2 protein-coding genes are annotated in these 15,149 nt (G+C 72.1%); both read left to right on the top strand.

What is annotated here, in order from left to right; translation table 11 throughout:
• Positions 1–17 precede the first annotated feature (17 nt).
• The gene (locus ACN269_RS22860; protein ID WP_421474338.1) at positions 18–4,604 is read left to right on the top strand and encodes a type I polyketide synthase; all 4,587 of its coding nucleotides are present in this window, start codon (positions 18–20) and stop codon (positions 4,602–4,604) included.
• 8 nt (positions 4,605–4,612) lie between these two features.
• Positions 4,613–15,148, top strand: a complete 10,536-nt coding sequence (locus tag ACN269_RS22865) for an SDR family NAD(P)-dependent oxidoreductase (RefSeq protein ID WP_421474339.1) — start codon at positions 4,613–4,615, stop codon at positions 15,146–15,148.
• The last annotated feature ends 1 nt before the right edge of the window (position 15,149 follow it).

Consider the following 15,149-nt stretch of genomic DNA (forward strand, 5'->3'; position numbering starts at 1 on the left):
GACAGGTGCTGTCAGCGATGAGCAACGAGGAGAAACTGCGCGCGTACCTGCGCCGGGCGTCGGCCGACCTGGCTGAGACCAAGCGCCGGTTGGCCCAGCTGGAGGAGAGCGGTCGCGAACCGATCGCCATCGTGGCGATGGCCTGTCGGTTCCCCGGGGGCGTGGGCTCGCCGGAGGACCTGTGGGAACTCGTACACAGTGGCACGGACGCGATCGGCCCCTTCCCGGCCGACCGCGGCTGGGATCGGCACGGCTTCGCCGGCCGCGCCGCCGGTGGCTTCCTCTACGACGCGGCCGAGTTCGACGCCGCCCTGTTCGGCATCTCGCCGCGCGAGGCGACCGCCATGGATCCCCAGCAGCGGCTGCTGCTGGAGACCGCCTGGCAGGTCTTCGAACGGGCCCGGATCGACCCGCACGCCATGCGGGGCACCGACACCGGTCTGTTCGCCGGCTTGATGTACCACGACTACGCGGCCCGGTTGCCCGCCGTACCCGACGATCTGGAAGGTTTCCTGATCAACGGCACCGCGGGCAGTGTCGCCACCGGCCGGCTGGCGTACACCTTCGGATTGCAGGGCCCTGCGGTCACCGTCGACACCGCCTGCTCCTCGTCACTCGTCGCAATCCACCTCGCCGCCAACGCGCTGCGGAACGGGGAGTGCTCGCTGGCGCTGGCCGGCGGTGTCACGGTGATGGGCACCCCGGCGATGTTCCGGGACTTCGACAGGCAGGGCGGGCTGGCCGCGGACGGCCGGTGCAAGGCGTTCGCCGACGGCGCCGACGGCACCGGCTTCGCCGAGGGCGTCGGGCTGCTGCTGCTGGAGAAGCTCTCCGACGCGCGCCGCAACGGGCATCCGGTCGTCGCCGTGTTGCGCGGCAGCGCGGTCAGCCAGGACGGCGCCACCAACGGGCTCACCGCCCCGAGCGGCCCCGCCCAGCAACGGGTCATCCGGGCCGCGCTGCACAACGCGGGACTGGTCACCGCCGACGTCGACGCGGTCGAGGCGCACGGCACCGGTACGTCGCTCGGCGACCCGATCGAAGCCGGCGCGCTGCTGGCCACCTACGGCCGCAACCGGGAGCCAGCCACACCACTCTGGCTCGGTTCGCTCAAGTCGAACATCGGCCACGCGCAGGCCGCCGCCGGTGTCGGTGGCGTGATCAAGATGGTGATGGCGCTGCGGCACGGAATCCTGCCCCGCACGCTGCACGTCGACCGTGGCACCAGCCACGTGGACTGGTCCGCCGGGACGGTCCGGCTGCTCACCGAGGAACAGCCGTGGCCGGCCACCGACCACCCGCGCCGCGCGGGAATCAGCTCGTTCGGGGCCAGCGGCACGAACGCCCACCTCATCGTCGAGCAGGCGCCCGACGAGGAACCGGCGCCGGTCGGGTCCGACGTGCGGTCACTCGCACCCGTGGTCGTCTCCGGTGGCACTCCGGACGCGCTGCGCCGCCAGGCCCGGCGGCTGCGGGATCACCTGACCGATCGCCCTTCGTACGCCGTCGGGGATGTCGCGCGGTCCACCCTGCTGACCCGGGCGGCGCTGCCCCACCGCGGCGCGGTGCTCGCCGCCGACCGGGCGGACCTCCTCGACGCTCTCGACCTGCTCGCCGAGGGGCGGACCGCCGCTGCCGTGGTCACCGGCGTCGCCGCCGGTGGCGGTACCGGCCTGCTCTTCACCGGTCAGGGTGCCCAGCACCCGGGCATGGGACGGGCGCTGTACCAGGCGGTGCCCGCCTTCGCGGCGGAGTTCGACGCAGTCTGCGCCGAGCTGGACCGGCACCTCGACCGACCACTGAAGGACGTGCTCTGGGCGGATCCGGCAGACGGCCTCATCGACCGGACCGAGTACACGCAGCCGGGCCTGTTCGCCATCGAGGCGGCGCTGTTCCGGACCCTCGCCGGATGGGGTGTGACGCCCGCTGCGGTCGCCGGCCACTCGATCGGCGAGGTGGCCGCCGCGTACGCCGCCGGGATCTTCTCCCTGGCCGATGCCGCGGTGCTGGTCACCGCCCGGGGCCGCTTGATGCAGGCCCTCCCGGCGGGCGGCGTGATGATCGCGGTCGAGGCCACCGAGGACGAGGTTTTGGCATTGATCGCCGGGCGGGAACGGGAGTTGGCCGTGGCCGCGGTGAACGGGCCGCGCGCCGTCGTCCTCTCCGGTGACGGGCCGGCCGCCGAGGAGGTCGCGGCGGAGCTCGCCGGACGAGGGCGGCGTACCCGCAGGCTCGCGGTCAGCCACGCCTTCCACTCACCGCACATGGACCCCATGCTCGACGAGTTCGGGTCGGTGCTGGCCGATCTGACGTTCCAAGAGCCCCAGATGCCGGTCATCAGCAACCGGACCGGTGCGGTCGCCGGTGCGGAGATCCGTACGCCGGAGTACTGGACGCGTCACGTCCGCGAGGCCGTCCGATTCGGCGACTGCCTGGACCGCCTGGCCGCCGACGGCATCACCACCCTGGTCGAGTTGGGTCCCGACGGCGTCCTGTCGGCGCTGGCGGCGGCTTCGCTCGACCCGGAGCGCGCCGTCGCGATCCCGACGCTGCGCAAGGACCAGGACGAGGAGTACGCGCTGCGGGCCGCCCTCGCCCACCTGCACGTCCGGGGTGTGCCCGTCAACTGGAGTGACGTCGCGTCCGGATCGATGGTGGATCTGCCGACGTACGCCTTCGAGCGCGAGCGGTTCTGGCTGACTCCGGCCGGGGATCCGGCCGGGGGTGCGGCCACTCTCACCTACCGATCGGAATGGCGCGGGGTGACCGAGCCGTCGGCTCCGGCTCTGTCCGGTCGCTGGCTGCTCGTCACCGGGACCGGCGAGGACCCCCTCGCGGACGCGGTCGCCGCGGCGCTGACCCGGGCGGGCGCCCAGGTGGACATCCGGGACGCCGCCACCCTCGGCACCATTTCGCAGCCGTTGGCCGGCGTCGTGTCCCTCGCGACCCTCTCCGATCGCCCGCACCCGGACCACCCGGACATCGGTCACGATCTGGTCGCCACCACCACGCTGATCCAGAAGCTCTCCGCGACCGGGCTGGCCGTACCACTGTGGATCGTGACCCGGCGGGCGGTGCAGGTCGCCACGGAAGCACCCGCGCCCGACGCGGCCTCGGTGTGGGGATTCACGCGGAGCGCCTTTGTCGAGATGCCCCAGCTGCGTGGTGGTCTGATCGACCTACCCGCGGAGGCTGGCGCCCGGGACGCGCACCGGGTCGTCGCACTGCTCGGCGCGGCGGAAGAGGGCGAATACGCCCTGCGCGCGGCGGGAACGTTCACCCGGCGGCTGGTCACGGTGCGGGGCTCGGTGGAAGCACCGACCTTCGCCTGGCCCGGCCGTACGGTCCTGATCACCGGCGGCACCGGGGCGCTCGGTGCCGTGGTGGCCCGGCGGCTCGCCGCGGCGGGCACCGGGAACCTCGTCCTGGTCAGCCGGCGTGGCCTTGCCGCGCCCGGCACCGACGCACTCGTGGCCGACCTCCAGAAGCTGGGGACCGAGGTGAGCGTCGTGGCCGGTGACATCGCCGAGCCCGACACGGCCGCCGCCGTCCTCGCCCAGGTGCCCGCCGACCGGCCGTTGGCGGCCGTCTTCCACACCGCTGGCGTCCTGGACGACGGTGTCGTGGAAGGGTTCGACCCGACGCGCCTGGCGACCGTCGCCCGCGCCAAACTCACCGGAGCCCGGCACCTGGACGAACTCACCCGGGAGTTGCCACTCGACGCCTTCGTGCTGTTCTCCTCGATGTCCGGCACCACGGGGGCGGCCGGGCAGGCCAACTACGCGGCGGCGAATGCGGCGCTGGACGCGGTCGCCGAGGCCCGGCACGCCGCCGGGCTGCCCGCCACGTCCGTGGCCTGGGGTGCCTGGTCCGGCGACGGGATGGCCGACCGGCCGGAGGTGGAGCGCCGCCTGAGCCACACGGGCATCCGCCCGATGCCCCCCGAAGCCGCGCTCGACGCCCTGTCGAGCGCCCTCGGGGACGGCCTGCCGACGGTGGTAATCGCCGACGTGGACTGGCCACGGTTCGCCGCGACCGGGACGGGCTCCCTGCTCGGCGACCTGGTGCCGGCGGTGGTTGTGTCCGCGCCGACGCCGGTGCCGGTGGTCCCGGCCACGGACTTCACGCGCCTCACCGAAGCCGAACGCGACGCCACGCTGCTGCGGCTGGTGGCGGAGCACGCTGCCGCCGTCCTCGGCCACCGCGACGAGCGAGCCATCCGGGCCGACCAACCGTTCACCGCGCTCGGGTTCACCTCGCTGGCGGCGGTGGAGTTCCGCAACCGGCTCGGTGCCGCCATCGGTCGTCCGGTGGCCGCCACGGCGGTGTTCGACCATCCGACGCCCGCGGCCCTCGCCGAACACCTCGGCGACCTGGTGCGCCCGGCGGCTCCGGAGAACGACGAGTCGCCGCTGCGCTACGTCGAACGGCTGGAGGCCGCATTCGCGGCCGACCTGGAGGAGAGCACCCGGGCCGAACTGGCGGACCGTCTGCGGGCACTCGTGAATGGTCTGCCGATCCCGCGTCAGCGCACGACGGACGATCCACCGGAGTCGGCCGACGACATCTTCGCCTACATCGACGACAAGTACGGGGCTCGGTGAATCTGCGCATGTCCAACGAAGAGAAGCTGCTGCAGTATCTCAAGCGGGTCACCGCCGAACTCGACGACGCTCACGAGCGCCTCCGGGAAGCCGACGAGTCCAGCCGTGAGCCGATCGCGATCGTCGGCATCGGCTGCCGGTTCCCCGGCGGTGTGCACGACGTCGACAGTTACTGGGACCTGCTCGCCGCCGGACGCGACGGCCTCTCCGGCTTCCCCACCGACCGTGGCTGGGACCTCGAGACACTGAGCGACGCCGATCAAAGCCGGCCGGGCACGTCGGCCACCCAGATCGGCGCGTTCCTCGACGACGCGGCGGGTTTCGATGCGGAGTTCTTTGGGATTTCGCCGCGTGAGGCGTTGGCGATGGATCCGCAGCAGCGGGTGTTGCTGGAGGTGAGTTGGGAGGCGTTGGAGCACGCCGGCATCGACCCACGGACGCTCAAGGGCGACCGGACCGGCGTCTTCATCGGCACCAACGGGCAGGACTACGCCAGTGTCACCGCCGACGATCCGCAACTGGAGGGCTTCCGGGGCATCGGTAGCGCGGCGAGTGTGTTGTCGGGGCGGGTGTCGTATGTGCTGGGTCTGGAGGGGCCGGCGTTGACGGTGGACACGGCGTGTTCGTCGTCGTTGGTGGCGCTGCACCTGGCCGCTCAGGCACTCCGTCGCGGCGACTGCACGTACGCCCTCGTGGGTGGCGTGACCGTGATGTCCACTCCCCAGGTGTTCACCGAGTTCAGCAAGCAGGGTGGGCTTGCGGTGGATGGGCGGTGTAAGTCGTTTGCTGCTGCTGCGGATGGCACTGGGTGGGGTGAGGGTGCTGGTGTGGTGGTGGTGGAGCGGTTGTCGGTGGCGCGGGAGCGTGGTCATCGGGTGTTGGCGGTGGTTCGGGGTTCGGCGGTTAATCAGGATGGTGCGTCGAATGGGTTGACGGCGCCGAATGGGCCGTCGCAGCAGCGGGTGATTCGGCAGGCGTTGGCGGTGGCTCGGTTGGGGCCGGGTGATGTGGATGTGGTGGAGGCGCATGGGACGGGTACTCGGTTGGGTGATCCGATCGAGGCGCAGGCGTTGTTGGCGACGTATGGGCAGGGTCGTGAGGGGCGTGAGCCTCTGTGGTTGGGGTCGGTGAAGTCGAATTTTGGTCACACGCAGGCGGCTGCGGGTGTGGCTGGTGTGATCAAGATGGTGTTGGCGTTGGGGCGGGGGGTGGTGCCGGCGACGTTGCATGTGGATGAGCCGTCTCCGCATGTGGATTGGTCGTCGGGTGGGGTGCGGTTGGTGACGCGGCGGCGGGAGTGGCCGCGGGTGGGTCGGGTGCGGCGGGCGGCGGTGTCGTCGTTCGGTATTTCTGGCACGAATGCTCATGTGGTGTTGGAGCAGGGTGATCCGGAGCCGGCGGTGGTTTCGGGGCCGGCGGGGGTTTCGGGGTCGTCGTCGGGTGTGGTGGTGCCGTTGTCGGCGGGTTCGGCGGCGGGGTTGCGGGCGGTGGCGGTTCAGGTTCGGGGGTTGTTGGCGGGTCGTTCGCCGGTGGATGTGGCGTTGTCGTTGGGGTTGTCGCGGTCGGGGTTGCCGGTGCGGGCGGCGGTGGTGGCTGCTGATGCTGGTGAGTTGGATGCGGGTTTGGCGGCGGTGGCCGCGGGTGGTGTGGCTGCGGGTGTGGTGCGGGGTGTGCCCGCGGGTGCTCGGGTGGCGGTGTTGTTCTCGGGTCAGGGTGCGCAGCGCTTGGGGATGGGTCGGGAGTTGGCGGGGGAGTTTCCGGTTTTCGCGGCTGCGCTTGGTGAGGTGTGCGATGAGGTGGATCGGTGGTTGCCGGGGTCGTTGCGTGAGGTGATGTGGGGCGGCGACGAGGAGTTGCTGGATCGCACGGGGTTCACGCAGCCGGCGTTGTTCGCGGTGGGGGTGGCGCAGTTCCGGTTGTTGCGTAGTTGGGGTGTGGTGCCGTCGTTTGTGGGTGGCCATTCGGTGGGTGAGTTGGTGGCGGCTCATGTGGCGGGGGTGTTGTCGCTGTCGGATGCGGCGCGGTTGGTGGCGGCGCGGGCGCAGTTGATGCAGCGGTTGCCGGCGGGTGGGGCGATGGTGGCGGTGGATGCTGCGGTGGCCGAGGTGGGTGAGTTGCCGGTGGGGGTGTCGCTGGCGGCGGTCAATGGTGTGTCGTCGGTGGTGCTCTCGGGTGAGCGGGTGGTGCTGGCCGGGGTGGTCGCGGGGTTGCAGGCGGCGGGTCGGCGGTGTCGGTGGTTGCGGGTCAGTCATGCGTTTCATTCGTCGTTGATGGATCCGATGTTGGATGAGTTCGCGGCGGTGGTGGGGCAGTTGCGGTTGGCTCGGCCGGTGGTGCCGATGGTGTCGAATCTGACTGGCCGGTTGGTGTCCGACGAGGTGACGGATCCGGCGTACTGGGTGCGGCATGTGCGTGAGGCGGTGCGGTTCGCTGATGGGGTGGCGGCGCTGCGTGAGGCGGGTGTCGACACGTTCGTCGAGGTTGGTCCGGATCCGGTGTTGAGTTCGTTGATCCGGGGTTCTCTGCCGGCTGATGCTCAGGACGCGGTGGTGCCGGTGCAGCGTCGTGGTGTCGACGAGGTACGGGCGATCCGCTCCGCGGTCGCGCAGTTGTGGACCCGTGGCGTGCCGGTGAACTGGTCCGTGCTGCAACCGGGCCAACCGGTCGACCTGCCCCCGTACCCCTTCCAACACACCCACTACTGGGCCCGTCCCCGGTTCTCCGTCGGCGACGTCACCGGTTCTGGACTCCGACCCGCCGACCATCCCCTGCTCGGCGCGATCACCACCGTCGCGCACGAGGACGCGATGCTGCTCGCTGGCCGGCTCAGCCCGGCCGCCCAACCGTGGTTGGCCGATCACCGGGTGCTCGGTGCCACCGTGGTGCCCGGCACCGCGCTGGTCGAGATGGCGATGTGGGCCGCCGATCAGGTCGGCTGCGCCCGTATCGAGGAGCTGACTCTGCAAGCCCCGCTGGTACTGCCCGAGCAGGGCGGGGTGGCCGTGCAGGTCTGGGTGGAGGCACCCGACGACGCGGGCCGCCGCCGGATCCAGGTGAGCGGCCGGCCCGACGCCCGGCCGGACTCGGATTGGGTGCACCACGCCGCCGGGGTGCTGGCCGTCGACGCCGTGCCGGAGGAGACCTCGTCCGAGGCGATCTGGCCGCCGCCGGGTGCGCAGCAGCTTCCACTCGACGGCTTCTACGAGCGCCTCGCCGCCGATGGCTTCGAGTACGGCCCGGTCTTCAAGAACCTGCGGGCCGCCTGGCGTGACGGTGCCGATGTCCTCGCCGAGGTGGAGCTGCCCGAGGACGCCGACCCGGGCGCGTACGGCCTGCATCCCGCGCTGCTCGATGCCGCCCTGCACGCCGTCGGCCTGGGCGTGCTGCCCGACGGGGGCCGGGTGCCGTTCTCCTTCTCGGACGTGACGCGGTACGCCGACGGCGCCGCCTTCTGCCGCGTCCGGATGTCGATGAGCGGCCCCGACCGGGTGCGGGTCGCGCTGAGCGACGGCACGGGCGCCCCCGTCGCCGTCGTGGACTCGCTGGCGTTGCGTGCGGCCGACGAGTTTGCCGTCCCCGTCGGCAGCGCCGGCCGCGACCTGTACCGGGTCCACTGGCAGCCGATCACGGTGCCCGCCGAGGCCGCGACCGCCAGCTGGGCGGTCCTGGACGGCGTCCCGACCGGCCTCGACGCCGACGTCGTGGTCCTGCCGCTGCCGCCCGAGGAAGCGGGTAGCGGTCCGGAGGCCGTGCACAGCCGGTGCCGTTCGGTCCTGGGTCGGGTGCAGGACTGGCTGGCCGATGAGCGGTTCGAGGCCGCTCGTCTGGTGGTGGTCACCGGCGGCGCCGTGGCCACCCGCACCGACGAGCCGATCGGCGACCCTGCCGGCGCGGCCGCGCTGGGACTGCTGCGGACGGCGCAGACCGAGAACCCCGGGCGGATCGTCCTGGTCGACGCGCCAGACCCGGTGGCCCTCGACGGGACGGGTCCGCTCGCGGCCGCGGTCGCCACCGGCGAACCGCAACTCGCGATCCGCGGTGACGACCTGCTCGTGCCACGGCTGGTAGCTGTGCCAGCGGAAGACCCGTCGGCCGGCGCGGAAGAACCGGCTGCGGTCTTCGACCCGGGCAGCAGCGTGCTGATCACTGGGGCGAGCGGATCCCTCGGCGCCCTTGTCGCACGTCACCTGGTCACGACGTACGGGGTCGGTTCGCTGCTGCTGCTCTCCCGTCAGGGCGAGCACGCACCGGGCGCGAGTGCCCTCCACGAGGAGCTGACCGGTCTCGGTGCCGCCGTCGAGTTCGCCGCCGTCGACATCGCCGACCTTAAGGCGCTGCGCGAGGTGCTGACCGGTCGGCCGATCACCGCAGTCGTGCACTGCGCCGGCGTGACCGACGACGGTGTGTTCCGGGCGCTCACGCCGGAGCGTCTCGACGCGGTGCTCCGGCCCAAGGTGGACGGCGCTCTGCACCTGGACGAGCTGACGGCTGGATGCCCGCTCACCGCCTTCGTGCTGTTCTCCTCCGCGGCCGGTGTCTTCGGTGCCGCCGGGCAGGCCGGGTACGCCGCCGCCAACGCGTTCCTCGACGCCCTGGCCGTCCGCCGTCGGGCGGCCGGACGTCCGGCCACCTCGCTGGCCTGGGGTCTGTGGCAGTCGCAGAGCACGATCAGCGGCCGCCTCACCGACGTGGACCGGGCCCGTATCCGGCGTTCCGGCGTTACCCCGCTGCCCTCCGCGGACGCGCTGGCGCTGTTCGACCGTGCCTGCGCCGGTGCGGATCCGGTGGTTCTGCCGGTCCGGCTGGAGCTCGGCGCGCTGGACGAGGAATCCGTACCGGCGCTGCTGCGGGAGCTGCGACCCAGCCGTGCCCGCCGCACCGCGCGGCGGGCCGAGTCGGCCGGCGGCCGACTCGCCGACCGGCTGGCCGTAATGGACGAGAGTGAACGGGTCCAGGTCCTCACCGATCTGGTCCGCAGCAGCGCGGCCGCAGTCCTGGGGTACGACGCCAACCAGGTTTCGGCCGAGCGCGCCTTCAAGGATCTGGGCCTCGACTCCCTGACCGCGATGGAGCTGCGCAACCTCCTGGCGGAAGCCACCGGCACCCGATTGCCGGCCACCCTCGTATTCGACTACCCGCGTCCGTCCGTCCTCGCCGTGCATCTCGCCCGCGCGCTGGCGCCGGCCGTACCCGCCGGGCCGGCGCCCGCTCAGCCCGTCGTGGGGACCCCCGTCGACGACGAGCCCATCGCGATCGTCGGCATCGGCTGCCGCTACCCGGGCGGGGTCCGTTCGGCGGACGACCTGTGGCGGCTGGTCGAGGCCGGGACCGACGCGATGTCCCCGTTCCCGGTCGACCGGGGCTGGGATGCCGATCTGGGCGACGGCCACCGCGCTGAGGGCGGCTTCCTCGACGACGCGGCGGGTTTCGATGCGGAGTTCTTTGGGATTTCGCCGCGTGAGGCGTTGGCGATGGATCCGCAGCAGCGGGTGTTGCTGGAGGTGAGTTGGGAGGCGTTGGAGCACGCCGGCATCGACCCCACCACCGTTCGCGGCAGCAACGCCGGGGTCTTTGCCGGCGTCATGTACCACGACTACCTCACCCGGCTACCTCGACTGCCGGAACACGTCGCCGGCTACTCCGGAACCGCGGGGGCGGCGAGTGTGTTGTCGGGGCGGGTGTCGTATGTGCTGGGTCTGGAGGGGCCGGCGTTGACGGTGGACACGGCGTGTTCGTCGTCGTTGGTGGCGCTGCACCTGGCCGTTCAGGCGCTCCGCCGTGGTGAGTGTTCCCTGGCGCTGGCCGCGGGCGTCACGGTGATGCCGACGCCGGGCACCTTCCTGGACTTCCTGCGCCAGGGTGGGCTTGCGGTGGATGGGCGGTGTAAGTCGTTTGCTGCTGCTGCGGATGGCACTGGGTGGGGTGAGGGTGCTGGTGTGGTGGTGGTGGAGCGGTTGTCGGTGGCGCGGGAGCGTGGTCATCGGGTGTTGGCGGTGGTTCGGGGTTCGGCGGTTAATCAGGATGGTGCGTCGAATGGGTTGACGGCGCCGAATGGGCCGTCGCAGCAGCGGGTGATTCGGCAGGCGTTGGCGGTGGCTCGGTTGGGGCCGGGTGATGTGGATGTGGTGGAGGCGCATGGGACGGGTACTCGGTTGGGTGATCCGATCGAGGCGCAGGCGTTGTTGGCGACGTATGGGCAGGGTCGTGAGGGGCGTGAGCCTCTGTGGTTGGGGTCGGTGAAGTCGAATTTTGGTCACACGCAGGCGGCTGCGGGTGTGGCTGGTGTGATCAAGATGGTGTTGGCGTTGGGGCGGGGGGTGGTGCCGGCGACGTTGCATGTGGATGAGCCGTCTCCGCATGTGGATTGGTCGTCGGGTGGGGTGCGGTTGGTGACGCGGCGGCGGGAGTGGCCGCGGGTGGGTCGGGTGCGGCGGGCGGCGGTGTCGTCGTTCGGTATTTCTGGCACGAATGCTCATGTGGTGTTGGAGCAGGGTGATCCGGAGCCGGCGGTGGTTTCGGGGCCGGCGGGGGTTTCGGGGTCGTCGTCGGGTGTGGTGGTGCCGTTGTCGGCGGGTTCGGCGGCGGGGTTGCGGGCGGTGGCGGTTCAGGTTCGGGGGTTGTTGGCGGGTCGTTCGCCGGTGGATGTGGCGTTGTCGTTGGGGTTGTCGCGGTCGGGGTTGCCGGTGCGGGCGGCGGTGGTGGCTGCTGATGCTGGTGAGTTGGATGCGGGTTTGGCGGCGGTGGCCGCGGGTGGTGTGGCTGCGGGTGTGGTGCGGGGTGTGCCCGCGGGTGCTCGGGTGGCGGTGTTGTTCTCGGGTCAGGGTGCGCAGCGCTTGGGGATGGGTCGGGAGTTGGCGGGGGAGTTTCCGGTTTTCGCGGCTGCGCTTGGTGAGGTGTGCGATGAGGTGGATCGGTGGTTGCCGGGGTCGTTGCGTGAGGTGATGTGGGGCGGCGACGAGGAGTTGCTGGATCGCACGGGGTTCACGCAGCCGGCGTTGTTCGCGGTGGGGGTGGCGCAGTTCCGGTTGTTGCGTAGTTGGGGTGTGGTGCCGTCGTTTGTGGGTGGCCATTCGGTGGGTGAGTTGGTGGCGGCTCATGTGGCGGGGGTGTTGTCGCTGTCGGATGCGGCGCGGTTGGTGGCGGCGCGGGCGCAGTTGATGCAGCGGTTGCCGGCGGGTGGGGCGATGGTGGCGGTGGATGCTGCGGTGGCCGAGGTGGGTGAGTTGCCGGTGGGGGTGTCGCTGGCGGCGGTCAATGGTGTGTCGTCGGTGGTGCTCTCGGGTGAGCGGGTGGTGCTGGCCGGGGTGGTCGCGGGGTTGCAGGCGGCGGGTCGGCGGTGTCGGTGGTTGCGGGTCAGTCATGCGTTTCATTCGTCGTTGATGGATCCGATGTTGGATGAGTTCGCGGCGGTGGTGGGGCAGTTGCGGTTGGCTCGGCCGGTGGTGCCGATGGTGTCGAATCTGACTGGCCGGTTGGTGTCCGACGAGGTGACGGATCCGGCGTACTGGGTGCGGCATGTGCGTGAGGCGGTGCGGTTCGCTGATGGGGTGGCGGCGCTGCGTGAGGCGGGTGTCGACACGTTCGTCGAGGTTGGTCCGGATCCGGTGTTGAGTTCGTTGATCCGGGGTTCTCTGCCGGCTGATGCTCAGGACGCGGTGGTGCCGGTGCAGCGTCGTGGTGTCGACGAGGTACGGGCGATCCGCTCCGCGGTCGCGCAGTTGTGGACCCGTGGCGTGCCGGTGAACTGGTCCGTGCTGCAACCGGGCCAACCGGTCGACCTGCCCCCGTACCCCTTCCAACACACCCACTACTGGCTCGACGCCGAGCCGACGTGGGACGGCGATCTGGCCGGCGCGGGGCTCGACACGACGGGCCACCCACTGCTCCGTGCGGTGGTGGAGGTGCCGGACGAGAACGTCACCGTCTACACCGGCCGGATCGATCTGCGCGTCGCGCCCTGGTTGGCCGATCACCGGGTGCACGGCGCGGTCGTGGTGCCCGGCGCCGTCCTCGCCGAGTTGGCCCTGCACGCCGCCGAGGCGGCCGGCAGCCCGGGTGTCGAGGAGCTGACCCTCCTGGCGCCGCTGGTGCTGACCGGCGACAGCGTCCAACTCCGGATGACCGTCGGTGCGGCCGACGATGCCGGGAGCCGGCCGTTCACCATCCACTCACGACCGTCGGACGACGTCGCGGAGTGGACCCGCAACGGCAGTGGCACACTGCTGGCGACGCCACCCGCGCCGCTCGACGGTCCCTCCGCCTGGCCACCGGCGGGTGCGGTGGCCGCGGATGTGGGCGAGCTCTACGAGACGCTGTCCGGGGCGGGTCTCTACTACGGCCCGGCCTTCCGGGCGGTCCGGGCGGCCTGGCGTCTCGACGACGAGATCTTCGCCGAACTGGCGCTACCGGCCGGCCTCGACCCCGACGGGTACGCCGTCCACCCCGTCCTGTTGGACGCTACCCTGCACAGCCTCGGCCTCGGCATGACCACCGACCCGGACGGGCGGGTACGCCTGCCGTACTCCTTCACCGGGCTGACCTGGACGGGAACCGGGAGCGACCTACGGGTCCGCCTGGTGCTCGGCGCGGACGGCGCGGCGTCGGTGCAGGCCGTCGACCCGGACGGTGCCACGGTGGGCGCTGTCGCGACGCTGGCCACCCGGCCGGTCGCAGCCGAGGCGGTCCGCCCGGCCGGCGCCCTCGACGACTCGCTCTTCGCCGTCGACTGGACCCCGGCGGCCGTCGCGCCCGCCGCCGCCGGACGATGGACGGTGCTCGGCGGCGATGGACGGATCGTCGCGGCGCTGGCCGGCACGGGTGTGACCGTCGACGAGCACACCGGCGAATCGCTGCCCCCGATCGGCACCGAGGCCCTCCTGTTGCAGAGCTGGCTGATGGCCGTCTCCGGCGATGCGGCTGCCCGCGCCCACCAGTGCACCAAGGCGGTGCTGGAGTTGCTCCAGCGGGTGCTGGAGCGCGAGGACGCGGCGCCGCTCGTCATCCTCACCAGGGGCGCCGTGGCCGTGGAGCCGGATGCCACGGTCGACGACCTCGCCGGTGCCGCGGTCGGTGGTCTGGTCGCCGCAGCGCAGGCCGAACGGCCGGGTCGGTTCCGGTGGATCGACGTGGACGACCTCGACGCGTCGTACCGGGCGCTGCCGGCGCTGCTCGCCAGCGACGAGCCTCGGGCGGCGGTGCGGGCCGGCCGGGCGTACGTACCCCGGCTCGTCCGGGCCCCGAAGGCCGTCACCGAGCCACCGGCGATGACCGGCACCGTCCTGGTCACCGGGGCGACCGGCGGCCTCGGCCGCCGGGTCGCCCGGCACCTGGTCACCACACACGGGGTACGGCATCTCCTGCTCGCCAGCCGCGCGGGCGCCGCCGCACCGGCCGCCGTCGCGCTGGAGCGGGAACTGACCGAGCTGGGCGCCGACGTCAGCATCGTCACCTGCGACGTCGCAGACCGCGAGGCGGTACGCGGGATGCTCGCGCAGGTGCCGGCCGAGCGGCCGCTGACCGCGGTGGTGCACTGCGCGGGCGTACTCGCCGACGGTGTCGTCACGTCACTGACACCCGAGTCGGTGGACGCCGTCCTGCGGGCCAAGGTGGACGCGGCCCTGCACCTGCACGAGCTGACCGGAGAACTGAGCGCGATGGTGCTGTTCTCCTCGATGGCCGGGGTGTTCGGCTCGGCGGGTCAGGGCAACTACGCCGCCGCCAACGCCTTCCTCGACGCGCTGGCCCAGCAGCGGCGCGCCCAGGGACTACCCGCGGTCTCGCTCGCCTGGGGGCCGTGGGAACAGGCCGACGGCATGGCCGGTGAGCTTGGCCGTGCCGACCAGCAGCGGATCCGCCGCGCCGGGGTACGCCCGCTCGGGGCCGACGAGGGCCTGGCGCTGTTCGACGCGGCGCTCAGCCGGGACCGGGCGCTGCTGATCCCGGTGCACCTGGATCCGGCCGCGGTGCCCGTGGACGCGGTGCCCCCGCTGCTGCGCGGCCTGGTGCAGCGGCCGGCGAGCGCCCGGACGGCACAGGCGGAGCCGGTGTCGCTGGCGACCGCCCTGCGCACTGCACCGGACGAGCAGGCCCGCAACGAGCTGGTGCTGGACGTGGTCCGCAACCATGTGGCATCGGTGCTGGGGCACGCCGACGCGGAGGTCGTCGAACCCGACCGGCCGTTCCGGGACCTGGGGTTCGACTCGCTGACCGCGGTCGAGCTGCGCAACGCCCTGAACACCGCCACCGGACTGCGGCTTCCCGCCACCACGGTCTTCGACCATCCGACGCCGCTCGTGCTCGCGGCCGAACTCGTACGCCTGCTGGAGCCGGAACCGCAGGCCGACGGTGACGTCCTCGCCGTGCTCGACCAGGTGGAGAAGCTGGCCGCCGGCCTGCCGGTGGGTGACCCCGACCGGGAGCGTGCCGTGCAGCGAATGCGCGACCTGCTGACGCGCCTGACGCCGGCCGACGCCGAAGACGATCTCGCCGGTGCCGGCGCCGACGAGTTGCTCAGCCTCATCGACCAGGAGTTCGGGCAGCTGTGAC

It is taken from the genome of Micromonospora sp. WMMD736 (assembly GCF_049179015.1).
Classification (GTDB): Bacteria; Actinomycetota; Actinomycetes; order Mycobacteriales; family Micromonosporaceae; genus Micromonospora.